At 49.7% G+C, this 25,261-nt stretch carries 27 protein-coding genes; 15 read left to right on the top strand and 12 right to left on the bottom strand.

Annotated elements, in window-relative coordinates; translation table 11 throughout:
- The first annotated feature begins 244 nt into the window (after window positions 1-244).
- From petA to EYB30_RS12780, 5 genes are all read left to right on the top strand, one after another.
- Complete coding sequence (gene petA, locus EYB30_RS12800; protein WP_166839287.1) at window positions 245-835, top strand: ubiquinol-cytochrome c reductase iron-sulfur subunit; 591 nt, start codon at window positions 245-247, stop codon at window positions 833-835.
- Window positions 835-2,109 (top strand): cytochrome b, encoded by a 1,275-nt coding sequence (locus tag EYB30_RS12795; protein WP_166839286.1) that lies wholly within the window; start codon window positions 835-837, stop codon window positions 2,107-2,109. Before petA ends, EYB30_RS12795 begins: the two co-directional genes overlap by 1 nt.
- Window positions 2,109-2,846, top strand: a complete 738-nt coding sequence (locus tag EYB30_RS12790; protein WP_166839285.1) for a cytochrome c1 — start codon at window positions 2,109-2,111, stop codon at window positions 2,844-2,846. The genes EYB30_RS12795 and EYB30_RS12790 overlap by 1 nt, the downstream gene beginning before the upstream one ends.
- Window positions 2,847-2,921: 75 nt before the next feature.
- Complete coding sequence (gene sspA, locus EYB30_RS12785) at window positions 2,922-3,560, top strand: stringent starvation protein SspA (RefSeq protein WP_166839284.1); 639 nt, start codon at window positions 2,922-2,924, stop codon at window positions 3,558-3,560.
- Between the two features lie 5 nt (window positions 3,561-3,565).
- A complete protein-coding gene (locus EYB30_RS12780) occupies window positions 3,566-3,979 on the top strand; it encodes a ClpXP protease specificity-enhancing factor (RefSeq protein WP_166839360.1) in 414 nt (137 codons plus the stop codon).
- A 5-nt stretch (window positions 3,980-3,984) separates the two neighbouring features.
- On the opposite strand, the gene ilvY is transcribed toward EYB30_RS12780, so the two are convergent.
- On the bottom strand, window positions 3,985-4,881 hold the full coding sequence (ilvY, locus tag EYB30_RS12775) for an HTH-type transcriptional activator IlvY (protein ID WP_166839359.1): 897 nt from the start codon (window positions 4,879-4,881) through the stop codon (window positions 3,985-3,987).
- A 162-nt stretch (window positions 4,882-5,043) separates the two neighbouring features.
- On the opposite strand from ilvY, the gene ilvC reads away from it, so the two are divergent.
- The 3 genes from ilvC (at window position 5,044) to EYB30_RS12760 (ending at window position 8,688) form a co-directional block, all read left to right on the top strand.
- The gene (gene ilvC / locus EYB30_RS12770; RefSeq protein ID WP_166839283.1) at window positions 5,044-6,522 is read left to right on the top strand and encodes a ketol-acid reductoisomerase; all 1,479 of its coding nucleotides are present in this window, start codon (window positions 5,044-5,046) and stop codon (window positions 6,520-6,522) included.
- Window positions 6,523-6,681: 159 nt separating this feature from the next.
- Window positions 6,682-7,116 carry a methylglyoxal synthase gene (locus EYB30_RS12765; protein WP_166839282.1) on the top strand — a complete coding sequence of 145 codons (435 nt, stop codon included), beginning with the start codon at window positions 6,682-6,684 and terminating at the stop codon, window positions 7,114-7,116.
- A 648-nt stretch (window positions 7,117-7,764) separates the two neighbouring features.
- Window positions 7,765-8,688: a Dyp-type peroxidase gene (locus EYB30_RS12760; protein WP_166839281.1), complete on the top strand. Its 924-nt coding sequence runs from the start codon at window positions 7,765-7,767 to the stop codon at window positions 8,686-8,688.
- 5 nt (window positions 8,689-8,693) lie between these two features.
- Here the strand turns inward: EYB30_RS12760 and argR are convergent, their stop codons facing one another.
- On the bottom strand, window positions 8,694-9,161 hold the full coding sequence (gene argR / locus EYB30_RS12755; RefSeq protein ID WP_166839280.1) for a transcriptional regulator ArgR: 468 nt from the start codon (window positions 9,159-9,161) through the stop codon (window positions 8,694-8,696).
- 211 nt (window positions 9,162-9,372) lie between these two features.
- Between argR and mdh the strand changes: the two genes are divergently transcribed.
- The gene (gene mdh, locus EYB30_RS12750) at window positions 9,373-10,311 is read left to right on the top strand and encodes a malate dehydrogenase (RefSeq protein WP_166839279.1); all 939 of its coding nucleotides are present in this window, start codon (window positions 9,373-9,375) and stop codon (window positions 10,309-10,311) included.
- A gap of 60 nt (window positions 10,312-10,371) precedes the next feature.
- On the opposite strand, the gene ispB is transcribed toward mdh, so the two are convergent.
- Window positions 10,372-11,343: an octaprenyl diphosphate synthase gene (gene ispB, locus EYB30_RS12745; RefSeq protein ID WP_166839278.1), complete on the bottom strand. Its 972-nt coding sequence runs from the start codon at window positions 11,341-11,343 to the stop codon at window positions 10,372-10,374.
- A gap of 209 nt (window positions 11,344-11,552) precedes the next feature.
- On the opposite strand from ispB, the gene rplU reads away from it, so the two are divergent.
- The 5 genes from rplU to EYB30_RS12720 all read left to right on the top strand — a co-directional run bounded on the left by rplU (window position 11,553) and on the right by EYB30_RS12720 (window position 14,404).
- Window positions 11,553-11,861 (top strand): 50S ribosomal protein L21, encoded by a 309-nt coding sequence (rplU, locus tag EYB30_RS12740; protein WP_166839277.1) that lies wholly within the window; start codon window positions 11,553-11,555, stop codon window positions 11,859-11,861.
- A gap of 15 nt (window positions 11,862-11,876) precedes the next feature.
- Entirely contained in the window at window positions 11,877-12,134 is a 258-nt protein-coding gene (rpmA, locus tag EYB30_RS12735) for a 50S ribosomal protein L27 (protein ID WP_008220951.1), read from the top strand.
- Between the two features lie 164 nt (window positions 12,135-12,298).
- Window positions 12,299-13,456, top strand: coding sequence for an Obg family GTPase CgtA (gene cgtA, locus EYB30_RS12730; RefSeq protein WP_166839276.1), 1,158 nt, complete (start codon window positions 12,299-12,301; stop codon window positions 13,454-13,456).
- A gap of 8 nt (window positions 13,457-13,464) precedes the next feature.
- A complete protein-coding gene (gene folA, locus EYB30_RS12725) occupies window positions 13,465-13,959 on the top strand; it encodes a type 3 dihydrofolate reductase (RefSeq protein ID WP_166839275.1) in 495 nt (164 codons plus the stop codon).
- 70 nt (window positions 13,960-14,029) lie between these two features.
- A complete protein-coding gene (locus EYB30_RS12720) occupies window positions 14,030-14,404 on the top strand; it encodes a DUF3718 domain-containing protein (protein ID WP_166839274.1) in 375 nt (124 codons plus the stop codon).
- 55 nt (window positions 14,405-14,459) lie between these two features.
- Here EYB30_RS12720 and EYB30_RS12715 read toward each other — a convergent pair whose 3' ends face one another.
- The 7 genes from EYB30_RS12715 to EYB30_RS12685 form a co-directional block, all read right to left on the bottom strand.
- Window positions 14,460-16,472 carry a HAMP domain-containing methyl-accepting chemotaxis protein gene (locus tag EYB30_RS12715; protein ID WP_166839273.1) on the bottom strand — a complete coding sequence of 671 codons (2,013 nt, stop codon included), beginning with the start codon at window positions 16,470-16,472 and terminating at the stop codon, window positions 14,460-14,462.
- Between the two features lie 67 nt (window positions 16,473-16,539).
- Window positions 16,540-17,358 carry a symmetrical bis(5'-nucleosyl)-tetraphosphatase gene (locus EYB30_RS12710; RefSeq protein WP_166839272.1) on the bottom strand — a complete coding sequence of 273 codons (819 nt, stop codon included), beginning with the start codon at window positions 17,356-17,358 and terminating at the stop codon, window positions 16,540-16,542.
- Entirely contained in the window at window positions 17,358-17,735 is a 378-nt protein-coding gene (gene apaG / locus EYB30_RS12705; protein WP_166839271.1) for a Co2+/Mg2+ efflux protein ApaG, read from the bottom strand. Before apaG ends, EYB30_RS12710 begins: the two co-directional genes overlap by 1 nt.
- Window positions 17,732-18,544, bottom strand: coding sequence for a 16S rRNA (adenine(1518)-N(6)/adenine(1519)-N(6))-dimethyltransferase RsmA (gene rsmA, locus EYB30_RS12700; protein ID WP_166839270.1), 813 nt, complete (start codon window positions 18,542-18,544; stop codon window positions 17,732-17,734). The genes apaG and rsmA overlap by 4 nt, the downstream gene beginning before the upstream one ends.
- Window positions 18,537-19,532: a 4-hydroxythreonine-4-phosphate dehydrogenase PdxA gene (gene pdxA, locus EYB30_RS12695; RefSeq protein ID WP_166839269.1), complete on the bottom strand. Its 996-nt coding sequence runs from the start codon at window positions 19,530-19,532 to the stop codon at window positions 18,537-18,539. Before pdxA ends, rsmA begins: the two co-directional genes overlap by 8 nt.
- On the bottom strand, window positions 19,533-20,822 hold the full coding sequence (gene surA / locus EYB30_RS12690) for a peptidylprolyl isomerase SurA (RefSeq protein WP_166839268.1): 1,290 nt from the start codon (window positions 20,820-20,822) through the stop codon (window positions 19,533-19,535).
- Between the two features lie 11 nt (window positions 20,823-20,833).
- Complete coding sequence (locus EYB30_RS12685; RefSeq protein WP_241698024.1) at window positions 20,834-23,077, bottom strand: LPS-assembly protein LptD; 2,244 nt, start codon at window positions 23,075-23,077, stop codon at window positions 20,834-20,836.
- A 165-nt stretch (window positions 23,078-23,242) separates the two neighbouring features.
- On the opposite strand from EYB30_RS12685, the gene djlA reads away from it, so the two are divergent.
- Window positions 23,243-24,064 carry a co-chaperone DjlA gene (gene djlA / locus EYB30_RS12680; RefSeq protein WP_241698023.1) on the top strand — a complete coding sequence of 274 codons (822 nt, stop codon included), beginning with the start codon at window positions 23,243-23,245 and terminating at the stop codon, window positions 24,062-24,064.
- Window positions 24,065-24,068: 4 nt separating this feature from the next.
- Here djlA and EYB30_RS12675 read toward each other — a convergent pair whose 3' ends face one another.
- Both EYB30_RS12675 and EYB30_RS12670 read right to left on the bottom strand, forming a co-directional pair.
- Window positions 24,069-24,851, bottom strand: a complete 783-nt coding sequence (locus tag EYB30_RS12675; protein WP_166839266.1) for a DUF3530 family protein — start codon at window positions 24,849-24,851, stop codon at window positions 24,069-24,071.
- Window positions 24,852-24,904: 53 nt separating this feature from the next.
- Window positions 24,905-25,228 (bottom strand): hypothetical protein, encoded by a 324-nt coding sequence (locus tag EYB30_RS12670; protein ID WP_166839265.1) that lies wholly within the window; start codon window positions 25,226-25,228, stop codon window positions 24,905-24,907.
- Window positions 25,229-25,261: the final 33 nt, after the last annotated feature.

The raw sequence follows: 25,261 nt of genomic DNA, 5'->3' as shown, positions 1-25,261 counted from the left end.
CACAAAGCCCGGCACCTGTTGCCGGGTTTTTTTTGCCTGTACTGCGAGCCGTCTGCTAACAGCAAACCGGCTGCGGCGGCATGGCGTATAACGCAAACGAGCAAGATAATACCGATTCAGTTTGCCTTAATCCTTGTGTAAAGCAGGGCTTTTCATTATGATCGGCGTTATTTTTTCAATTTATAATAATTGCTGAAATTCAGCCGCTTAAATTCTGTTTAAGCGTTAACGTGGAGATGAGTGGATGAGCAATGCGCCTGTAGATCATGGTCGCCGCCGCTTCCTTACCATTGCAACCTCAGTTGTAGGGGGCGTGGGAGCTGTCGGAGCTGCTGTGCCTTTTGTCGCGTCCTGGATGCCGAGTGAAAAGGCAAAACAGGCGGGGGCAGCGGTCAGTGCGGATATCAGTAAGCTTGAACCGGGTCAGTTAATCCGGGTTGAGTGGCGTGGTAAGCCGGTTTGGATTGTTAAGCGGCCACAAGCCATGCTGGACGAGCTGGCAACGCACGAAGATAAGCTGCGTGACCCCGAATCTGAAGTAGAACAACAACCTGCTTATGCACAAAACCGTCATCGCTCAAAAAAGCCCGAGATTTTTGTCGCGGTGGGTATTTGTACGCACCTGGGCTGTTCACCAACTTATATTGCCAATGATTTTGCTGCTCAGGTAGAAGGCGTTTCGTCCGGTTTCTTCTGTCCATGCCACGGCTCTAAGTTTGATATGGCAGGCCGGGTATTCCAGAGCGTACCCGCACCGACCAACTTGCAGATCCCTCCGTATATGTTTATCGATGACAATACCATCCTGATTGGTGAAGATGAGGGGACTGCCTGATGTTTAAAAATCTGATGAGCTGGATTGAATACCGCTTACCCTTTATGGAGAAAATGAATCTCCATGTTATGCAGTATCCGGCACCGAAAAACTTTAACTTCTGGTACTTCTTTGGCTCGCTGGCCATGTTAGTACTGGTAAACCAGATCCTGACCGGTATCTGGTTAACCATGAATTACGAACCTTCAGCTGAAGGCGCTTTTGCCTCGGTAGAATACATCATGCGTGATGTTGATTACGGTTGGTTGCTGCGGTATATGCACTCCACCGGTGCGTCAGCCTTCTTCGTAGTGGTATACCTGCATATGCTGCGCGGCATGATGTATGGCTCTTACCAGAAACCACGTGAACTGCTGTGGATTTTCGGCATGCTGATTTTCCTGGTGTTGATGGCCGAAGCCTTTATGGGGTATTTGCTGCCATGGGGCCAGATGTCGTTCTGGGGCGCTCAGGTTATTATTTCAATCTTCGGTGTTATACCCGGTATCGGTGATGATTTGACGCTGTGGATCCGCGGTGACTATGTTATCTCAGGTGCTACGTTAAACCGGTTCTTTGCCTTGCATGTTATTGCTTTGCCACTGGTACTGGTGATACTGGTGTTTCTGCATATCATGGCGCTACATGAAGTGGGTTCAAATAACCCAGACGGTATCGATATCAAAAAAGATAACGACGGCACCGTAGAGCTGACTGAAGCAGACAAGAAATTTACCTTTCACCAGTACTTTACCCGTGGTGGCAAGAAGGTCATTGTTGATGCTATACCTTTCCATCCGTATTACACGGTAAAAGATTTGGTGGGTGTAGCTGGTTTCCTGTTAGTGTTCGCCTGGGTTATTTTCTTCCTGCCAGAGGGCGGTGGTTATTTCCTGGAGCCGCCTAACTTTGAGGCTGCCAACCCGCTGAAGACACCAGCACACATAGCGCCAGTATGGTACTTCACACCGTTCTACGCTATTTTACGTGCCGTACCGGATCAATTGTTTGGTGCCGTCTTTATGTTCCTGGCGATTTTAGCCCTGGCCTTATTGCCATGGATCGATCGTGGTTCAGTACGTTCTATCCGTTACCGTAGTGGCTTGCACACCGCCAACCTGATTAACTTCTGTGTTAGTTTTGTTGCGCTGGGTGTATTAGGCGTGTTGCCGGCAGAAGGTATTTATACCTTGTTGGCACAAATCTTCTCGTTCACATATTTTGGCTTCTTTGTTCTGTTGTGGTTCTACAGCAAGAATGAAAAAACAAAACCACTACCAGTAAGGTTGACCTGATGATGAAGAATTTATTTTCAGTAATGGCATTAGTGGCGTCATCATGGGCGATGGCGGCCGGGCCTGCAGTGCCACTGGATAAAGCACCGATTGATCTGACCGATAAAGCCTCGTTACAAAACGGTGCCAAGCTGTTCCAGAACTATTGTTTAGGTTGCCATCAGATGCAATACCAGCGTTATTCACGTACTTTCCGTGATTTAGGTATTCCGGAAGATGTTGGTATGGAAAACCTGATGTTTACCGGCGAGAAAGTCGGCGACCATATTACTAACAATATGTCGGCAAAAGATGGTGAGAAATGGTTCGGTGCTACGCCACCAGATTTAACTAACGTGGCCCGCGTGCGCGGACCGGACTGGTTATACACTTATCTGCGCAGTTTTTATGCTGACCCGGCGCGTCCGTTTGGTGTAAATAACGACGTGTTCCCGATGGTTGGTATGCCGCATGTACTGCAAGAGTTACAAGGCCTGCCATACAAAGCCTATGAGACCCGGCTGGTCGATGGCGAGTCGAAGCAGGTGTATGTTGGTATTAAAACCGACGGTAGCGGTGAGCTCAGCGCAGAAGAATATGATCGCGCTGTAGCAGATCTGGTAAACTACCTGGAATACGTTGGTGAGCCGACCAAACTGGAATCACGTGAGCTTGGTGTTAAGGTCATGGTGTTTCTGCTGATCTTCTTTGTGCTGGCATATTTGCTGAAGAAAGAATATTGGAGAGATGTACATTAATTAGTTTTTTCAACTAGTTATGTTTACGGGGGCCTTAGCGCCCCTTTGCCGTTTTTTATTTTACCGGAGGAAGACATGGCGATCACTGCCAATAAACGCCCTGTGATGACATTGTTCTCAGCAGCTGATGACATGTTCAGCCATCAGGTACGTATAGTACTGGCTGAAAAAGGCGTAACTGTCGATATTCTTCAGGTCGCACAAGATAACTTGCCGGAAGATCTGTACGAGGTAAACCCGTACGGTAGTCTGCCAACCTTGCTTGATCGTGAACTGGCGCTGTATCAGGCCAATATCATTATGGAATATCTGGACGAGCGCTTTCCGCACCCGCCATTAATGCCGGTGTATCCGGTGGCGCGCGGCCAGGCCCGTTTGATGATGTACCGTATTGAAAAAGACTGGTACCGGCTGGCCACAGCAATATTAAATGGTGACGACAACGCCGCTATGGCGCGACAGGAATTAAAAGAAGGCTTGCTGTCTATTGCACCACTGTTTAACGAAGCGCCGTTTTTTATGAGTGAAGAGTTTGGTCTGGTCGATTGCTATATGGCAGCGCTGCTATGGCGTTTACCACTGTTGGGTATCGAACTGTCCGGCCCGGGTAGCAAAGAGCTGAAAAACTACATGACACGGATTTTTGAGCGCGATGCGTTTCAAGCCTCTTTAAGCGATGTGGAGCGTGAAATTCGCCGGGGAATGAAGCTGTAATGAAAATGACGGCAAACCGCCCTTATTTACTACGGGCGTTTTACGAATGGATAGTCGACAACAACTGTACGCCCTATCTGGTGGTTGATGCGACCTTCAGTGGCGTAAAAGTACCGACACAGTTTGTGCAGAATGGGCAGATAGTGTTGAACACCGCACCTTCAGCTGTTGGCAATTTACAACTGGCGAATGATGCGGTCACTTTTAACGCCCGCTTTGGTGGTCAGCCTTTTGCGCTGTACATCCCGGTGGGGGCGGTACTGGCGATTTACGCACGGGAAAACGGCGCCGGCACGGTATTTACGCTGGAAGAGGAAGAAGACGAGGCGGATATTTTCAGCAACGCGCTGGAAGATGACAACCCCGAGCCTGAACCGCCAAAACCGAAAAAAGCGTCGCATTTAAAAGTGGTGAAATAAGCCAACTAGCGGCTGATGTCTGCCTTGGCAGTTGCCACCTGCCAGAATGCCTGAATAAGCGGCTCATGTAGCCGTTTATTCAGCATACATACGCCCAAGTCAAACGGCTCAAAGCGATAATCCAGCTCCAATAGCCTTACCCGGTCTTTTACCGGGCTGTGTATTACAACGGCATCTGCGACCAGTGCGACACCGGTGCCCAGCGCCACCATCGATACCATCGCTTCATGACCATCTACCTTGGCCACCACTTGCGGCGTTATGCCACTATCATGCAGCCAGCGATCAAAGCGGCTGCGTGCCGGGCCATGCTCCGGCATAATCAGCGGCACTTTATCCCAGGGCACCGGCTTTTGTTGCAGTAAGTCATTCACCTTGCATGGAATGGTGGGCGCGATCAGCATTACTGGTAAGTTGGCGATACTTTTAAAGGCTAAATTGGCTGGCAGATGCATCGGGTGTGCCGCCAGGGCGATATCCACTTCATCCAACCGAACTTTTTCAATTGCCGAGGCCGCATCGCCGGTAGTCAGCTTTATTTCTGCTTTCGGACACATTAAGCGGAACCGGTCCAGAATGGCAGGCAAATGACTGTAACTGGCCGTAACGGTACAAAAGAGACGGATTTCGCCGGTGAGCTCGGCACTGGCTAATTGCAAATCGACCTGTAGCTGATGCCATTCGTCAAGCCAGGTGCGGACAAAATGGGCAAAACGCTGGCCAGCCGGTGTCAGCCGGACGGAACGCTTGTCGCGAAAAAATAATGCTGTACCCAGTTCCTCTTCCAACCGTTGGATCACCCGTGTCAATGTCGGCGGACTAACATACATCTGCTCACTGGTTTTGCTGAAGTTCAGGCTACTAGCCAGATGTTGGAACAGTTGTGCACTGCGAATATCCATAGCGTCCCGTTTTAATTTCACAAATTGAAATACAGAGTTCTAAATATATCACTTCACGCAATTAAAATCAGCCGCTAGTATTAAACCATTAAAGCAGGCATACCATACTGCTTATGCTCACCGGACAGGTTAGAGCGGTTAAAACGAATTTAGAGAAGTAACATGACAAATTATTTTAATACGCTGAATTTACGTCAGCAGTTAGGCCAGCTGGCGCAGTGTCGCTTTATGGACAAGTCTGAGTTTGCTAATGGCTGTGAGCTGTTGAAAGGCTGGAATATCGTGATTGTTGGCTGTGGTGCTCAAGGTTTAAACCAGGGCCTGAATATGCGTGACTCGGGGTTAAACATCAGCTATGCACTGCGCGCAGAAGCCATCGCCGAAAAACGGGCGTCGTTCCAAAAAGCCACAGCGAATGGTTTCGCGGTCGGCACCTATGAGGAATTGATCCCGACAGCAGACTTAGTATTAAACCTGACACCGGATAAACAGCACAGCGCTGTGGTAGACGCTGTTATGCCGCTGATGAAGCAGGGTGCCACTTTGGCTTATTCGCATGGATTTAATATTGTTGAAGAAGGCAAGCAAATCCGGCCTGATATCACTGTAGTGATGGTGGCACCTAAGTGCCCGGGAACGGAAGTGCGGGAAGAATATAAAAGAGGATTTGGGGTACCAACATTAATAGCGGTGCACCCGGAGAATGATCCCAAAGGACAGGGCTTAGACATTGCCAAAGCATACGCGTCGGCAACGGGGGGAGACAGGGCGGGGGTGCTGCAGTCATCTTTTGTGGCTGAAGTAAAATCTGACCTGATGGGTGAGCAGACTATCCTGTGCGGTATGTTACAAACCGGTGCTATTTTAGCATTCGACAAAATGGTAGCTGATGGCGTGGAAGCTGGCTATGCCGCTAAGTTAATTCAGTATGGCTGGGAAACGGTAACAGAAGCACTGAAGCATGGCGGTATAACCAATATGATGGACCGCTTGAGCAACCCAGCTAAAATAAAAACATTTGAGTTGGCTGAGCAGTTAAAAGATACATTGCGGCCATTATTTGAAAAACATATGGACGATATTATCAGTGGTGAGTTCTCGCGCACCATGATGGCTGACTGGGCTAATGATGATAAAAACCTGCTGACCTGGCGTGAACAAACCCGCAGTTGCGGCTTTGAACAGGCGCCGGTGTCGAATGAGAAGATTGCCGAGCAGGACTATTTTGACCGTGGTTTATTGTTAGTGGCAATGGTGAAAGCCGGCGTTGAGCTAGCGTTTGAAACCATGGTAGACGCCGGCATCGTCGCTGAGTCGGCCTATTATGAGTCGTTGCATGAAACGCCATTGATTGCCAATACCATAGCGCGTAAACGCTTGTATGAGATGAATGTGGTAATTTCAGATACTGCGGAGTATGGCAACTATTTGTTCGCGCATGCAGCAGTACCTTTATTAAAAGATCTGGTAAATGGGTTAAGCAGTGACTATATCGGTAAAGGTTTTAGTACCAGCAATGGTGTCGATAACCTGCAGCTGATCGCCGTAAACGAGGCTATCCGCCAGCATCCGGTAGAAGTAGTAGGGAAGAAATTACGTGGTTATATGACAGCGATGAAACGTATCGCGTCAGAGCAGTAACCCAAAGAATGATGTGGTTAAAGCTGTACAGTACGCCAGAAGCGGCTGTACCCGCTGACCAATAACGATGTTATACGTGGACCTTGGTTGTTTTGCCCTGCTATGCAGGGCTTTTTTTTCGCGTTAAGCTGCGGTTTTCTGTAATTGGAGCATGGCAAAATGAACACAATAGCCCTGGTTGCTCATGACGGTAAGAAACAAGCCTTGTTGGACTGGGTAACAACGCACAAAGCGTTCTTTGCTGACAAGCAACTGGTGGCGACTGGCACCACCGGCAAGCTGATCAGTACTGCTTTGCAGCAGCAGGTACACTGCCTGGCAAGTGGTCCGCTGGGAGGGGATCAGCAAATCGGCGCCATGATCGCCGAGCAAAAAATAGACTGGCTGGTGTTTTTCTGGGATCCTTTGTCATCGCAGCCGCACGATCCCGACGTTAAAGCACTGATCCGTTTAGCCGTAGTGTGGAATATACCGGTGGCCTGCAACCAGGCGACGGCAGATTTTATTATTCATTCCAGTTTGTATCAGCAAAACTATCAACGTGAGGTGCCGGATTTTGCCGCTTATCAACAGCGCTTTGATAATAAAAGCTAAGCGTAAAAATGTTGAGAGAGGTGTTGGCATGCAACAGAACAACTAGCTGGGGGGATATGACAAGAAGGTGGGCCGCAAACTGCGCGGCCACCTAAGGTCCTGTTTCGTCATCCTGTCGATACTGTCCGTAGCATTTCGTCCCTGGCTCCTTCCCGGAGTGTTCCTCAAGGCGTCTTGCCTGTCCTGTCATCCTTAAGCATTGTCATCCTGCCAATGCGCTCTCATCCTGAGAGTGTCCTGCGCCATCCTTGTGATCTTCAGCGCTTGTGAAGAGTTTGCTATTTCAGCCCATCCTGAGCATGTCTGAACATCATCCTTGTGCTATCCTAGCCAGACAACGCATCCTGCGCTTACCCGCTAACGTCCTGTCAGAGGGGTCTATCCGTCGACAAGTTAATTATGAACTTTTCAGCGTGATAGCAGCATGGCTTTTTTGAAAAAAGTACGCTGTAATATTATTGTAAATAACCAATTTTGTGGTTTATTGTGTTTATAATCATATGGTTAAGTGTTTTTTATCTTATGGCATCTGAGATGAAATAGCGTTTAAACTTACTTGTTTGTGAGATATGTCTCACAAGATGTCGGGCGTTAAAGTCGTTATGTCGTACAATAGCCTGTGATGTAACAGGATAAAAAAGGATTAGTATGGCCAGAGAGCAACTGGGAATATGCACTGAAGCAAACCTGCATGGCAGCTACTTGTTATTAAATGCTCTGGAAGGACAGGAAAACGCGCTGCGACATAAACTGGCACGCATACCGCAGTTGTTTGACCGACTGGCTAATCACTTTTCCGAAGCGATGTTAAGCAGCGTGGTGGCCGTTGGCAGCAACTTCTGGGATTTACTCTACCCAGACGCAAGACCGGCAGGCTTACACGCTTTCCCGGAACTGTGCGCTGATGGCATAGGCTTGTCGACAATACCGGTTGATTTACTGATCCAGATCCGGTCTGACCGGTTGGATGTGAATGTTATAGCGGCACAACAAGTACTGCAGTTATTGCAAGGTCATATTGATGTACTTGACTTGATCCAGTGCTTCCGCTATCTGGATGGCCGTCACTTAACCGGCTTTATTGATGCACCTTATAATCCAAAAGCCAGAGCGAAACGACAGGTTGCGCTGGTGAGCGCGGCAGAACAGCCATTATTTGCAGCAGGCAGTTATATCTATTTACAACAGCTACAGTTTGAACCTGCGCCATGGCAACGGCTGAGTGTGGCCGAGCAGGAAGATATTATGGGCTGTGACAAAGTCAGTGCCAGGCCGTTGCCCCTAATCTTGCCAGACAGCCATACTGCAATAATGCGCCCGGAACATGCGCCGTTACCGAGTGTACTGCAGCAAAATATGCCGTATTACCAGCTGAAGCAGCAAGGGTTGTTACAACTGGGCTATGCGGCCACTGCAGAGGCCTTGCACCAGCAATTATTACGGCGGCTAGGTTTGCATACGCCGGGTGCCGGCTATGACCTTCTGCTAAATTATCATCGCATTGAACTCAGTGCTGCTTTCTTTGCACCTTCAATCAGTTTTCTGGAGCTGTCTGCCAACGGTACAGCCTGAGCTGACTAAACTTTTTCAAATAATTCGGTGACTTTTTTTAAAGTGGCGTCTATCTGTTTAATGCTTTTGGGGGCAATAAAGATAGTATCGTCGCCGGCAATAGTGCCCAGCACGCCTTCTGCTTTACCTACTGAGTCAAGCAAACGCGCGATTAACTGTGCGGCGCCCGGGCTGGTACGGATGATGATCATCACATCATTGTGTTCTATATCCAGCACCAGCTGCCGCAGTGGGCTTTTGGTTGTCGGAACCCCTAACTCTGGTGGCAGGGTATACACCATTTCTTGCTTGGCATTACGGGTTCTTACGGCGCCGTATTTGCTGAGCATGCGTGACACTTTTGACTGACTGATATTATCAAAACCATCGTTTTTCAGCGCATCAACAATTTCACCCTGGGAACCAAAGCTTTCTGTTTTAAGTAAGGCTTTAAAAGCCTGGATTAGGGCTTCCTGCTTGGCTTGTTTAGTCATACAACGCTTTTACCTCTTTTTGTTGTGCTGTTATCTTAGCAAAGTTCATTGTCAGATACACTTTGTGCAGGCGACGGCACACTTTGTGAAGTAAAGTACACTAAAATTGGCTAAAATGCTTAGACTTTAGGCGTAAGCTATTTGTATTTTCGGCGCGGTTTCAGTATTGTTGGCGCGTTTTTCCATTCAAGCGTTCTCAAGGGAGATAATCATGAAAGTTGCCGTATTAGGTGCCGCCGGTGGTATTGGCCAGGCATTATCGTTATTGCTGAAATTAGACTTACCTGCGGGCACAGATTTAGCATTGTATGATCTGGCGCCGGTAACGCCGGGCGTCGCGGTTGACTTAAGTCATATCCCTACTGCTGTCAAAGTAACGGGCTATGGTAAAGAGGACCTGAACACAGCGCTGGCTGGTGCCGATATCGTGATGATCCCAGCCGGTATGCCACGTAAGCCGGGTATGGATCGCTCTGATTTATTTAATATCAATGCCGGTGTGGTAAAAACCTTAGCTGAGGCCATAGTGCAGCAGTGTCCGAAGGCATTGGTAGGTATTATCACTAACCCGGTAAATACCACTGTGGCAATAGCTGCAGATGTGTTTAAAAAGGCCGGTACTTACGACCCGCGTCGTTTATTTGGCGTAACTACACTGGATGTAATCCGTGCTGAAACCTTTGTTGGTGAGTTAAAAGGCAAAAATCCAACCCAGGTAACAGTGCCTGTTATTGGTGGTCACAGCGGTACTACTATTCTGCCATTACTGTCTCAGGTAGAGGGTGTCAGCTTCACTGATGAAGAGGTCGCCTCTTTAACGCATCGCATTCAGAATGCCGGCACTGAAGTGGTAGAAGCTAAAGCCGGTGGCGGATCGGCAACCTTATCAATGGGCCAGGCTGCTGCGCGCTTTTGTATCTCTTTGATCAAAGGCTTGCAGGGCGAGGCCGTGACCGAATACGCTTATGTTGAAGGCGAAGGTGAATACGCGCGTTTCTTTGCTCAGCCATTAGTGCTGGGTAAAAACGGCGTTGAAAAATTACTACCTATCGGCTCTTTAAGCGCTTATGAGCAAAAAGCCATGACCGATATGCTGCCAACATTACAGGCCGATATCACTTTAGGTGAAGAGTTTGTAAAGAATAACTAAGTTATTCAGCAACAAAAAAAGGCGCTGCGGCGCCTTTTTTGTTGCCTTTAGCCTTAGAGGCTAATGCGAGCGCGATACTGCAATGTCGGCCAGGGCTAATAGCGCCTGTTTATAATCAGACTCAGGTAACACCGTTAGCGCCAGGCGGGCTTTTTCGGCTTCCTGCTCGGCCAGCTTACGGGTGTAGCCAAAGGCATCCGTTTCGTTTAACGCCGTCATAATGGCATCCAGATTTGCCAAGCCGTTACCTTCGGTTATCGCGTCGCGAATAAGCTGCTGCTGTGCAGGGCTGCCGTGCTTCAGCGCGTGGATTAACGGTAAGGTCGGTTTGCCTTCAGCCAGATCATCGCCAATATTCTTGCCCAGTTCTGCAGCGTCTGCCTGGTAATCCAGTACGTCATCAATTAACTGGAAAGCCGTGCCTAAATGCATACCGTATAATTTCATACTGTTCACCACAGCTTCAGGTTGCTGCGCGATAATAGCGGCTAATTGGGTGGCGGCTTCAAATAGTTTGGCCGTTTTGCAGTATATGACCTGCATGTAGCTTTGCTCGGTGGTCTGCGGATCATTAACATTCATCAGCTGTAGCACTTCACCTTCAGCGATAATGTTAGTGGCGTCAGCCAGGATATGCATAATGCGCATATCATTTAATGACACCATCATTTGGAAAGATCGGCTGTACAGAAAGTCGCCGACCAGTACACTGGCTTGATTACCAAACACTGCGTTAGCGGTTTGCTTACCGCGGCGCAGCGTAGACTCATCCACCACGTCATCGTGCAACAGGGTTGAGGTATGAATAAACTCGATGATAGCGGCAACAGTAACATGAGCAGTACCCTGGTAACCCAGGGCACGCGCGGCCAGCACGGCCAGCAAAGGCCGCAGGCGTTTACCACCGCTGTTAACGATATAGATGCCTAATTGGTTGATCAGGGCGACATCGGAGTTTAACTGCGAAAATATATGCGCATTAACCGCAGCCATATCGGCAGACGATAGCTGTTGGATTTGTTCGAGCGTCATGAAAAACAACTGCTTAAACCAAAGAATGGCGCCAATTCTACACTATGGCCCGGCCAGTCCCAAAGCAAAACCGGATCCTTTTCTTAGTGCAGTGATCTTTTTTATATTTCTACTTGCGGGGGTAGGGGAAATTGCGTACAATTCGCGCCCTGTGAATTGAATTAACACGCCCCTTATCAAGCGATGGCGTGCTTTGTACGGAGTTAACTATGTACGCGGTTTTCCAAAGTGGTGGTAAACAGCACCGTGTGACGGAAGGTCAAACTCTACGTCTAGAAAAATTAGACTTAGAAACCGGCGCAACAATCGAATTTACACCGTTGATGGTCGCTAATGGCGAAGACATCGCAATCGGTGCACCTTTAGTTGAAGGTGGTAAAGTAGTAGCGGAAGTGGTCACTCATGGCCGTGGCGATAAAATTAAGATCGTTAAGTTCCGTCGTCGTAAGCATTCACGCAAGCAGATGGGCCACCGCCAGTGGTTCACTGAAGTGAAAATTACCAGCATCAGCGCGTAACAGGAGTATCGACACATGGCAAGTAAGAAAGGTGTAGGTAGCACTCGTAACGGTCGCGATTCAGAAGCTAAACGCTTAGGTGTTAAGCGCTTCGGTGGCGAATCTGTTTTAGCTGGTAGCATCATCGTGCGTCAGCGTGGTACTAAATTCCATGCCGGCACTAACGTTGGTATCGGTAAAGATCATACTTTATTCGCTTTAACTGAAGGTAAAGTGAAATTTGAAGTGAAAGGTGAGCACAACCGTAAGTTTGTGAGCATCGTCAGCGAATAAGCTGCCCAACTTCAGACAAACCCCGCCTGGTGCGGGGTTTTTTATTACAACGGCGCGCTAAAGCCGCACAGCTGGACTTTTTTAACGCCATTCAATAACCTAAGTTATACTTATCGCCAGAGTTATGTTTGCTGGCATTAAGCTGATTAATCAGGACGCACCCGATGAAGTTTGTAGATGAAGCGATAATCCGAGTTGAAGCCGGTGACGGTGGTAACGGTATTATCAGTTTTTTACGTGAAAAGTTTATTTCTAAGGGCGGCCCTAACGGCGGCGACGGCGGTGACGGCGGTGATGTCTACCTGGTTGCCGATGAAAACCTGAATACGCTGGTCGATTATCAGTTTGAAAAATTTCACCGGGCTGAACGCGGTGAGAATGGCGGCAGCGTTAACTGTACCGGCAAACGTGGTAAAGATCTGGAGTTGCGGGTGCCGGTAGGCACGCGTGCCGTTGATGTTGATACCGACGAAGTGCTTGGTGACCTTACCCGTAATGGTCAGCGTTTGCGCGTGGCGAAAGGCGGCTGGCATGGCTTGGGTAACGCCCGTTTTGCTACCAGCACCAACCGAGCACCACGCAAAAAGACCAATGGCACACCGGGTGAGATCCGCAATTTACGGCTGGAATTGTTGCTACTGGCCGATGTTGGTTTACTCGGCTTGCCTAACGCCGGTAAATCGACACTGATCCGTGCAGTGTCGGCAGCTAAGCCAAAAGTGGCGGACTATCCCTTTACTACTTTAGTGCCTAACCTGGGCGTGGTGCGGGTGCAATCACACCGCTCTTTTGTTATCGCTGATATTCCCGGGTTAATTGAAGGCGCCGCTGAAGGTGCCGGTTTAGGCATTCAATTTTTAAAGCATCTGGAACGCTGCCGGCTGTTATTACATGTGGTGGATGTGTTACCGGCTGATGGTTCAGATCCGGCAGAAAACGCCGTGACGATAGTGCAGGAACTTGCCAAGTACAGCGAAAAGCTGGCAGCCAAACCGCGCTGGTTAGTGTTTAACAAACTGGACTTGGTGATGGAAGATGAGCTTGAAGACATCATCGAGCAAGTTACGACAGCGTTGAACTGGGAGGGGCCGGTATTTAAGATTGCTGCAGCCAGTCGCACCAATACTGAGCGTCTGTCGGCAGATATTCTGAACTATATTGAATTGCTGCCAGCGGATAAACCAGCTGAACCGGTCGCTGATCCGGTAAGCTTTAAATGGGATGACAGTCCGACCGATATTCAGCAGGTTGTCGATGAAGACGACGATGATGATGATTTTGACGACGATGACTATGATGTTGAAGTGATTTATCAGCGCTAAGGTGGCAGATGATTATTGCTATGGTGGCAGCGATGGCTGCCAATCGGGTGATCGGCAAAGCAAATCAGATGCCATGGCATCTGCCTGCCGATTTAAAACATTTTAAAGCAGTAACCCTGGGTAAGCCGGTGGTGATGGGGCGCAAAACGTTCGACTCTATCGGCCGGGTATTACCCGGCAGGCGTAATATTGTGATTAGTCGCAGTGTACCGCCTGAACAACGCGGCGCCGAGTGGGTAACCAGTCTGGCGCAAGCGCTTGATCTGTTACAGCAATATGATGAAGTTATGATTATTGGTGGCGCTGAAATTTACCGCCAGGCATTGCCACTGGCTCAACGCTTATACCTGACTGATATTGACCTGGTAACCGAGGGGGATGCGCACTTCCCTGACTACTTAGCCGAGGCAGACTGGCAGGTGACACAGCAGAGTGAACAGCCGGCTGATCAGTATAATCCTTACGCCTGTTGCTTTCGCACACTGGAGCGTATCGACAGATAGCGGTGCTTATTTGCACCGGTTAACACATCTTGCTAAGATGATTCAGGTTATATTCAGTGAGGAGTAGTAAATGAGATTATTGCCAACTTTGTTTTGTGGTGTCGCTGTGACGTTGTCGCTGTTATCGGCGCCGGTTGCAGTAGCAGATGATCAGTTAGCTGCTTCTATGTGTGACTATGTAGCAGCGGATGACAAGAATCGGTTGCGTAAAGTGTTAAGCGATTACCGTTTACGACTACGGAATATCTATGACGGCGTGGTGTGTAATGGCGAAAGTTTGCTACGGCACGCTTTTAAAAGTAATGCTGCAGATGTCGGCGAGTTTATTGCCAAGCAGCTACCGGGCTCCGCTGTGGCAGACTCTGGCGATATCGCCTGGGCTGAAGCCAACGGTTATTCAGCATCACCGCTACTGGCAGTGCTAAAAGAGCGCGCTGGTAGCTAACAGCACCTTATAATAAAAAAACCGCCTGCTGGCGGTTTTTTTACAGACGCTAAATTTACACCTTAAATTGCTCTACCGAAACCCGTAGCTCTTCGGCCAGGCGAGCGACTTCGTGGCTTGACTCAGAGGTTTGCTCGGCACCTGAGGCGGTTTCCTCAGCAATAGAAACTATAGACTCCAGCAGTTTACTGATTTCATGGGAAACCTGATTCTGCTCTTTAGCCGCATCAGAAATCTGCTCACTCATATCATGAGCTAAATGGACAGCATGGGTTATAGAGTCCAGTGCCTTGGTAGCAACTTCGGTTTTTTCAACGCAGTTTTCCGCCTGTTGCTTACCCTTATTCATGGCCTCAACGGCAGCGTGTGCACCACTTTGCAGCACTTGTATCATTGCCTGAATTTCCTGGGTTGAAGCCTGCGTTTTGCTAGCTAACGAGCGCACCTCATCAGCCACTACGGCAAAGCCGCGACCCTGCTCGCCGGCGCGGGCGGCTTCAATGGCGGCGTTTAATGCCAGCAGATTAGTCTGCTCAGCAATACCGCGGATCACATCCAGAATGCCGCCAATTGAAGCGCTGTCTTTGTGCAGTTTGTTTATCACCACTGACGCCTGCTCAACTTCATGCGACAGTTGCAAAATTATGGCCTTGTTTTCCAGTGAAATACCTTTAACCCGCTCGGCTTCGCTATCGGCATTCTTAATCTCGGCTACGGCATCATTTGAGCTTTGTAATACGCCTTGCGCTGTGCTGCTCATTTCAGTGGTTGCCGTAGCAGCCTGGGTAACCTGTGATTTTTGTTCACGGATAGCCTGGGTGGTTTGTACCGTAATGGCTGAGGTTTGCTCGGATGCTGCTGCCAATTGCGTAGAGCGGGAAATAATACCCTGAATTAACTGCTGCAGGTTAGCAATCACTTTGTTGCAGTTTCTGGCCAGCTCGCCGAACTCGTCTTTCGCGCTATCATCCAGTTTTTGCGTCATATCACCGGATGCAACCACACCCAGAATCGCATTGACCTTGTCCAGCGGGTTCTTAATGCTCTTCACTGTGATATAGGCGATGACGATTGCTAACACGATAGAGACAACCACTACGATAAAAATGGTGGTAATTGCATTAGCCACCCCAGTTGCGGCGTCGCGCTGAATGCCTTCAGCCGCATTACGGGCTTGCGTCAGTAATCCTGCCAGGCTGGTCATGGCACTGGCCGTTTGCTCCTCGGCAGAGGCAAGCAGGCGCGTTGCTTCTGCACTGCTTTGTAAACGCTGCGTTTTCATGTCGACAATACTATTATTGCCTGCCAGCAGGGTGTTAATTTCAGCTACTTTTTCGGCTAAATCTGCGATCAGGTTAATCTGGCCTGCGGTTTCTGCCTCTATAACGGCAAACTGGTCATTCAGATCTTTTAAACGAAAGGCGATTTCATTCGCAATGGTATTGGCCGTCGTATCTGACAGGGTGCGGTTTAAATCGACCACATTGCTGATCAGCGTATTAATACCGGTTTCCATACTGGTAGCGGCCTGGTAGGAGCGAGGGAAACGGCGCTGTACATCACGTACATCGGTAAAGTCCAGGATTAATGACGCCATATCATCAGCATGCATTTCCAAATCAGACAATTTGCTGTCTATGCCGTCGCGCAGTTTCAGGTTATTTTCCAGTTGGGCAAATAACGCTGTGGTGACGGGAATAAAGCTGTCGTAGGCCTGTGCTACGGTCTGGGCTGCCGCTTTTAGCGGTGCATTGTGTTGCACTGCTGTGGCCAGTTGGGCCGATGCCTGTTGGTAACGCTGTTGTTCAGTATTAAACTGCTGGCGCATTGAGCCAACGTCTTCCAGCGAGGTCGCATTAAAAGCCTGCAAGCTTAGTTTGCTCATAATGACAAACTCGCTTTGCATTTGGGCACTGTTTTCCAGCGCCGGTATCGACACTTCGTTAACTTCTGCGGTAGAGGTACTGATATTGTTCAGGCTGACATAAGATGTCGCGCCAATAACCAGCAGGAGTAACGAAATAATACCAAAGCCGCCGATAATCCGTAATGCAACGGTTAACTTCATAATAACTCCCATTGTGTGCAGTTTGTGCCGTTAAAGCAGGCACTTATTTAAAGTAGCGATAATAGTGTCAAATATACCGTGTTCGTTCTATCCCTGCCACACTATAACGCTGCTGTGTTTCGAGACAATAAGCGGTCAGAGCATTGCCCCAGACACAACCTGTATCCAGAGCATGAATATTGGCTACCGGACTATAGCCGTTTAATGCGGCCCAGTGACCAAAAAACAGCTCAGTGTGCAGCCGGTTGCGCCAGAATTCATACCAGGGGATCAGCTGGGTTTGCTGGCGTGGATGGCCTTTTTCTTTTAACTCCAGTGAACCATCCTGACGGCAAAAACGCATTCGGGTGCAGGCATTAATTGTAAAGCGCCAACGCTGCTGCTCCGTTGTCGCCTCTGCCAGGCGTTCAGGCTTGTTGCCATACATCACTTGCAGTAACCGGCGGGGCTCAGTTTGCAGTTGGTGTTGTACTTCTGCGCTCATCGCCAGCGCCTGGCTTAGGGTCCATTCCGGCGCCAAACCGGCATGCACTAAAGTGTAACGCTGATCGGCACTTTGGTACAGCAGCGGTTGCTGGCAAAGCCAGTGGATTAGCTCATCCCGCTGCGGGCTGGCGAACAGTGGCTGCAATTTATCTTGCGGCTTAACCGTGCTAAAGCCGAAATGGCAGGCAATAAGGTGCAAATCATGATTGCCAAGCACCGTCACCGCGCTTGAGCCTAGGGCTTTAACAAACTGCAAACATTCCAGTGATTGTGGACCACGGGCGACCAGATCGCCGCACAACCACAACTTGTCGCGCTGTGTATCAAAGTTGATGTGTTGTAATAACCGTTGCAAGGCGTCATAACAGCCTTGCAGGTCGCCAATAACATAGGTTGCCATCAGTTGAGGATATTAGGCATAGCCAGACGAAACAGCGGTATAGCGGTATTAAACCGCTGCTCAGTGGAGGTTATCATCTGATAATGGCCTTCCATGGTGCCAACTGGTGTATCCAGTACAGCGCCACTGGTATAGCGATAGCTGCTACCGGGAGCCAGTACCGGTTGCTCGCCGACGACACCGTCACCCTCTACCTCGGTTTGTTTGCCATTGGCGTCGGTGATCAGCCAATAGCGGCTTAACAATTTTACCGTGTCGCTGCTAAGGTTACGTATGGTAATGGTATAAGCAAAGACATAGCGCTGTGCTGCCGGATCAGACTGTGCCGCGATATAAAAGGTTTCAACATCTACCGGGACGTGGAAATGCGAGCTCATACTGTGCTCTCGTGTTGATGCAACCAGGTTGCTACTTTAATAAAATCTTCTACACTGAGCTGCTCTGGCCGCAGCGATGGGTCCAGCCCCAGCTGCGCGAGCTGTTCGGCGCTGGCAAAATTGCTAAAGCAATTGCGAATGGTTTTACGGCGTTGGTTAAAGGCTTCCAGACACACCCGGTTTAACACGTCAGCCGGTACCTGGGCCCGGTCAGCCACGGCTTTAGGCAATAACCTTACCACGGCGGAGTCTACTTTAGGGGCAGGTTTAAAGGCCCCTGGGCCTACTTCCACTACTGGCATCGCATGACAATAGTATTGTGTCATCACACTTAAGCGGCCAAAAGCTTTGCTGCCGTGTGTTGCTGTCATTCGCTGTACCACTTCTTTTTGTAGCATAAAGTGCATATTTTCAATTAAATCAGCGTACTGAAATAAATGGAACAGCAAAGGCGTGGAAATGTTGTAAGGTAAGTTACCAAACACTTTTAGCTTTTTGCCGCCATGCAGCAGGCTGGTGAAATCAAATTTCATCGCATCCGCCTGATGGATGGTCAGCTTACCGGCCAGCAGCGGGTGCTGCTGCAAGCGCTCTGCCAGATCGCGGTCCAGCTCTATGACCGTCAGATGGCCCGCCGCCTCAGCCACTGGCTCTGTCAGTGCGCCTAAACCTGGGCCTATTTCAACCAAGGTATCATCTGGCTTGGGGGCAATGGCTTTGACAATACGACCGATGACCTGAGGGTCATGGAGAAAGTTCTGGCCAAAGCGCTTACGGGCGCGATGGCCCTGGTGTACGTTATCAGTCATGAGAAATCGTCGTTTTGGTGGCCAGTGCTATGGCCTGGTTTACGGCATGAAATAAGCTACCGGCGTCGGCTTTACCGGTAGCGGCCAGATCCAGTGCCGTACCGTGATCAACTGACGTGCGGATCAGCGGTAAGCCCAGACTAATATTTACTGAGCGGCCAAAGCCCATATGTTTTAACACCGGCAAACCCTGATCATGATACATCGCCAATACAGCATCAGCGTCTTGCAGGTATTTCGGCTGGAACAGTGTGTCTGCCGGTAAAGGCCCAACCAGATCCATGCCGGTTTGCCGTAGCTGTTGCAGGGTAGGAATAATAATGTCCAGCTCTTCCCGGCCCAGGTGGCCATCTTCACCGGCATGTGGGTTTAAACCACAAACATAAATACGCGGCCTGGCAATGGCAAATTTCTGCTGTAAATCCTGATGCAATATACTGATCACTTTGGTCAGCCGGTCTGGTGTAATGGCCTTGGCCACATAAGCCAGCGGAATATGCGTCGTCGCCAGCGCAACGCGTAAACCCTCGGTTGCCAGCATCATGACAACATAAGGCGTATTGGACTGCTGGGCAAAAAATTCAGTATGGCCACTAAACGGAATACCGGCCTGATTAATAATGCCTTTATGCACAGGGCCGGTGACGATAGCGGCAAATTCACCGCTAATCGACTTTTCGCCGGCAAAGCTTAGGGTATCGACAACATAGCGGCCGTTGGCGGCGTTTAGCTGGCCTGGCGTCACCGCTTCGGCTAAAGCGAAATCGGCCAGTGTCAGGGTGCCGGCCCGCTGAGGTCGTGGTGTGGCGTCAGCATTATAAGGTAGTAACTGCAGGGGCAGGCCTAATTGCTCTGCCCGTGTTGTCAGCAAGCTTGCATTAGCGCATACCACCAGTTCAACCGGCCAGTCTTGCTGTGCCAGTTTTATTACCAGATCCGGGCCTATCCCTGCAGGTTCTCCCGGTGTGACGCCGATACGCAGTGTCATTTAGTTCTCCGTCAGCACTTCAATGTGGGCCTCGGCACGCAGCTCGCGCTGAAAGTTGAGCACTTCTTCGTTGTAACGGCGGTTGAAAATCATCCGGTACACTTGTTCGCGTTTCTTGTCTGCGGTGGCATCAACGGTGCGTTTATCCAGTACCTGGGCAATATGCCAGCCGTGTTCAGTGCGAAATGGCTCGCTTATTTCATTGATTTGTAGACGGTTAAGCGTGTCACGAAACGCCGGTACAAAGACATCAGGCTCGCTCCAGCCCAATTCACCGCCGTTTAACTTTGAACCGGGATCTTCAGAATGTTGCTTGGCCAGTTCGGCAAAATCGGCTTCGCCGGCACGAATTTTAGCGGCGAACTCTGTCAGCATGGTGCGGGCACGTTCTTCGCTAAGAATAATCGAGGGTTTAACTAAAATATGGCGCGATTTCACTTCATTGATGTCGGCCACGTTTTCACCGCGGATATCAAAAATGGTCAGAATATGAAAACCGGCACCAGAGCGCAGTGGCCCGACAATATCGGTCTTTTTCCGTCCGCGGATCGCCTCAGAGAACAGCGTCGGCATTTCGTTAATGTTCATCCAGCCCAAATCTCCGCCTTCCAATGCATTAGCACCTGATGAGGACGCGATAGCAATACGCTTAAAATCACTGCCATCACGCAGCAACTCCATGACTTTGTCGGCGCGCTCTTTGGCAGAATTGATGTCTTCCGTCGTCGCCTGGCTAGGTACGGCAATCAGAATATGACCCAGATTATATTGTTCATTACTGGCGCCTTGCTCTTCCATCAGTTTGATGACGCTGTCAATTTCCTGCGGGCTGATATAGACACGGCGCTGTACGTTAGCGCGTATTACTTCACCGGTGATCATTTCTTCGCGTAAGCGCTCACGGAAACGTTCGTAATCGCCTTCCTCGGCAACAACTTGCTGGCGAAATGCCTCCAGTGACAGTTTTTCGCCCTGGGCAATATTGCGGATGGTGTCGTCAAGCTGTGCATCGCTGATTTGTAACCCCATGCGCTGGGCCATTTGTAACTGCAGGCTGTTTAGGATTAACCGCTCTAATGCCTGAGTGCGCAGGGCCGCATCAGAGGGCAAGGTCTGGCCCTGAGCCTCGGCATTGCGCTTAACACGATTTACGATGTCGGAGATATCACTTTGCAGTACCACGCTGTTATCAACTATGGCTGCGACTCTGTCGATTTCGCGTTCAGCCGCCAGGCTGCCGACACTGGTACAGCACAACAGTGCTGCCGCGAGTAGTTGGGATAACTTCATAAATTCCTACATCAATTAGTTAATAAATAAGGCCGCCGGTAACTGAAGATGCCGTTAGACAGCATATCGGTAACACCAAAGCCGGCGCGATCGCCAAAGCCCTTCAGCACAAATTGTATGCCTATACTGGTATCCAGCTGGCTGGCCTGGTTAAAACGGTCTAATGGCAGTTCAAGATCGGTCAGCAACTGGCGTTTGGCAACCAAACGCACGGCCCAACAGCAAGATTCATACTGCAAGCCCAAACTGGCGTCTATCATACGATGATTTGTCACATCACGATAGTAACTGCCCACCAGCTGCCAGTTATCTGCTATTGCTGTGGTACCGAGCACGCCCAGTTGCTGTATTTCCAGACCTGAGACTGCGCGGCTGTATCTATGGTTCAACTGAAACAAACTTTTATCACTGGCGCGATAGTCGAGCGAGGCGCTGCTTTTCATCAGTTTATCGTTGTCTATGTCGTACTGTAATGCTGAACTGAAGTACCATTTTTCAAACCAGTGCCAAATCAGCTCAGATGCCAGCATAGATTCAGTTGAGCTTAAATCATCCGGTTCATCGGGTTGCACAGTGGGATTGGCCAGAAAAAAGATTTGGCCCAGGCTAAAACGAAATAGCTCATTATCAACATTGTCGTAAAAGCGGCTGGTCCAGCCGACGGTAAGTTGATTCGCTTCGTTAATGCGGTCTAAACCAGAGTAGCGGTTAACCCGAAACAAGCCGTGATAATCATCCTGCAACCTGACGCTGTCATACTGGCCAATCATGCTTTGATCACGATACGGGATGTAAAGATACTGGATCTGTGGTTCAAACGTTTGCAAGGCGTCTTCACCAAACCAGTCATATTCGCGCTCCAGATTAAGCCGGGAGTAAATCCGCAGTTTCGGCACAGTGCGGCTGACCGAGTCGGCGATAGTGCTATTGGACTGTTGCGTAACGTCTTGTTGATAGTAAGTGTACAGCAGGCTGGTTTCGGCCGTCAGTTCAAAAGCCGGCGTGATAAAAGGCAATGTTACCGTAGGCTCAATATGTACCCGGTCGGCATCGGTAATGCTGGCGGTATTGTTACGAAAGTGGGCGTACTGTGCCTGCCAGGAAAAGTCGACCCAGGGTAGCAACTTTAGCGGTTTGGCAGAAGATAAACTCAATTCCGGCAGGGCGCTGTAGGCCTTGTTATAGTTGCCGAGAATTTCAAACCCCTGCAGCCTTAGCTGGCTGTGCACTTGCTCGCCGTAATAGCTTAGTGCGGCTTCGCGTAATAACTGGGTATCGCTTTGATTACTGTAGTCGGAGCCGAGTTCGCTTAGGTACGCATCGTCACTGACATCGGTAAAGTCGATATAGCCGCGCAGTTGCGGTGTGAAATCACTTAAATGGCTAAGATGGCCCAGATAGCGGGCACCAAAATTGTCAGGCTTTTCATTGTCTGAGTTCAGATACTCTAACTGCAGGTTACCCTGATGCTGCTCTGTTAAATAGCGAAACTCAGATTTCAGCTGGGCACCGCGTTTACTCATATAGCGCGGCGTTAGCGTCAGATCATAGTTTTCTGCCAGATTCAGATAATAAGGGAGCTCAACGTCGACACCAAGCTTTTGCGAGCTGCCAAACTTGGGCAATAACACCCCGGAGCGTCGTTCTTCATTGACCGGAAAGGTAATGTAAGGCAGGTACAGCACCGGAATGTCTTTTATTTTAAAAACGGCATGCCGGGCTTCGCCCCAGCCTGCATCGGTTTCAATATTGATCTCACTGGCGTGTAATGCCCAGCTGTTGTCTTGTTGTGGGCAGGTGGTAAACAGCGCATCGTCCAACATCACTTCTTGTTCGGTGGCGGTTAGTGCCGCAGCATAGCCACGTCCTGCCTGCGCCAAAAAGCGATAGCTGGCGTCATCGAGCCGGGCTTGGTTCTGCTGTAAATTGGCGCTGAATACAGAGCCGCTAACTTGCAACGCCTGATTAAAATAGTTAATGCCGCCCTCGGCATGCATTAGCTGGCTCGCACTACTAAAGTTGGCTTTGGGTGCCAGAAGTAAGGTATCGCGGTAGCTGATTTGCACATTGCCGTCAAAATTAGCTTGCTGGTTGTCCGTCAGGCTAACCTGGTCAGAGGTAATACGCACGGCCGGATCGGTGCTGTCCAGTGCCGTAAAGGCTGCTGGCGGCTGCAATGGCAGATAGCAGACAGCGGGCTCGGCTTGTGCATACAGCAGTGAGCTGGCAGTGACGACCGGAAGAAAAAAAACCACAGCTAACCCATGCTTCATGCAGCTACTCATGCCTTACTTTTTGTTTTATCAGCGTTATGCTTACAGCGGACTTGCTATGATAAATCAATTTTAGAAATCCTGCTAATCCGATATAGTACAGCGGCTATTGTGGCAGCTCAGTTTCTGCTGCTGCGGTTATTCACTGTGAAAGGACAGTATATTGTGTGGGGTAAAATTCTCGGCGCGTTGTTTGGTCTGGCGTTGCTAAAACTACCAGGTTTGCTTATCGGTGTGTTGATAGGGCATTGGTTTGACAAAGCCTTTAAACAGCAATTTGAACGCCATGGTGGTTTTAATGGTTTATTTAATGACAGTGCTGATGAACAGGGGTTGTTCCGCTATACCACCTTCGCGGCGATGGGGCATATTGCCAAAGCCACCGGCGTGGTGACCACGGCCCATATTCAGCAGGCCAGCCAGTACATGCAACAGTTGGGCTTAAGTGAGGCTCAACAAAAAGAAGCGCAGGCGGCGTTTCGTGACGGTAAGGCGGTTAATTTTCCATTGCGGCAGCAGCTGCAACATTTTTATCAGACTTATCGCCGACGCAAAGATGTATTACAGCTGTTTCTGGAGATCCAGCTTAGCACCGCTTGTGTAAATGGTCAGATGACGGCGGGGCAATATAGCCTGTTGCAGCAGGTAGCGGGCTATCTGAACTTCAGCCAGGCGCATCTGGAACGGCTGCTGCAGGCTTACCAGGCGCAAAGCCGGTTTTCGTCCGGCCGGGCACCACGTGATAACGGCGTGGCGCGGCTGCAGGATGCTTATCAATTGCTGGGGGTTACGGCCGACGTCAGCGACACTGTACTGAAAAAGGCTTACCGCAAGCTGATGGCGCAACATCATCCGGATAAACTGATGGCGCAAGGGGTGCCGGCAGAGATGTTGGATGTTGCCAAACGCCGTACTCAGGACATTCAGGCAGCCTATGAGTTGATTAAACAGCAACGTAGCAGCCGCTAAGACCCTATAAACCCACTGAATTTAACCAGCCGTAAATTTCTTTTTGTACCCAGTGCTGTACATCCGCCTGGTAACCAGAACCTGTTAGCTGTCGTTGCCGATATACGGCTTTCAAATGTTTGTTAGCCAACTGACGACGTAATAGCAAGTTGGCAGCAACAAAGCGGTTATCCAGATTATGGCTGATATCCAAAGTCGGCACCTGGTGTGTGGCCAACGCTTTGGCCATGTCGCGGTTTAAGGTGTCGTCCGGCAGATAGGCGCCCAACATAATAAATGCGGCCGGTTCAGCAAGGCTTGCACTGGCGTATAGCTGATTTAATATTGCGGCACTGCTGCCCTGGGCAATAACAATGGTCACGCCGGGATTTGACTGTGCCTGTTGCTGCGCCGCGTTGAGCCGCTGCTGTAACTGCTGCTGATAAGTCTGCAAGGTTTCCGCTTGGGCTAAACTGGCTGGCAGCTGTGGTGGCATCAGTGCCAGTGTATGCCAGCCCAGGTCGTTTAACTGTTGTCGTAACCTATTAATATGTTTCGGACTGGCCGGATGCTCATGGCCGTCGGGTAGCAAAATGGCCGTGCCTTTAGTGTAGCTGGTCATTGGCTGGCGTTGCAGCAGGATAAACTGCTGTTGTTCAGCGCTAAGCTGCACTATTTCATCAGCAGGCAACTGCCGCAGCAGGTCGCTGGTAAAGTGTTGCTCCGTGCTGGCGGACACTGCCTGAGCGGCATGGCTTAACACAAGGCACAGCGTTGCCAACAGCCAGGTCGATAGGTAAGGTTGCATAGCGCTAACTCTGAACCGGGGATACCCAGCTATCGGCGGTGACTGGCAAAACTTTAATGGCTGGCGGCGACCACATAGTTGCTGAAGGTGTATAGCACCTGCGATTTGTAATCAAATTTAATGTAGCCGGGCTGTTGTTCCAGCAAAGTCACACTGGCAGCATCTGGCAGAATAAAACAGTATTTGGTCGGTTTAAACTCAACCAATGCCCGTGCCATTTCGCGTAACTGTTCGCTTTGCGCCAAACGTGCTACCTCAGCTTCAGCGTTACAAACATGAGAATTTGGGCTTAGCGACACCACGGCCGGTTGTTGCGCCAGGCTGGAAAAACTACTGAGGGTGGCGGCTATCGCCAGCAGCTGATGATATTTAAGCATAATAAACTCCAACTCCACTTAGCCATTACTACA

The organism is Rheinheimera pleomorphica (assembly GCF_011634895.1).
GTDB classification, from domain to species: Bacteria; Pseudomonadota; Gammaproteobacteria; order Enterobacterales; family Alteromonadaceae; genus Alishewanella; species Alishewanella pleomorphica.
The sequence above is the reverse complement of the archived record's forward strand: the minus strand, read 5'-3'. Positions and strand labels throughout refer to the sequence as shown.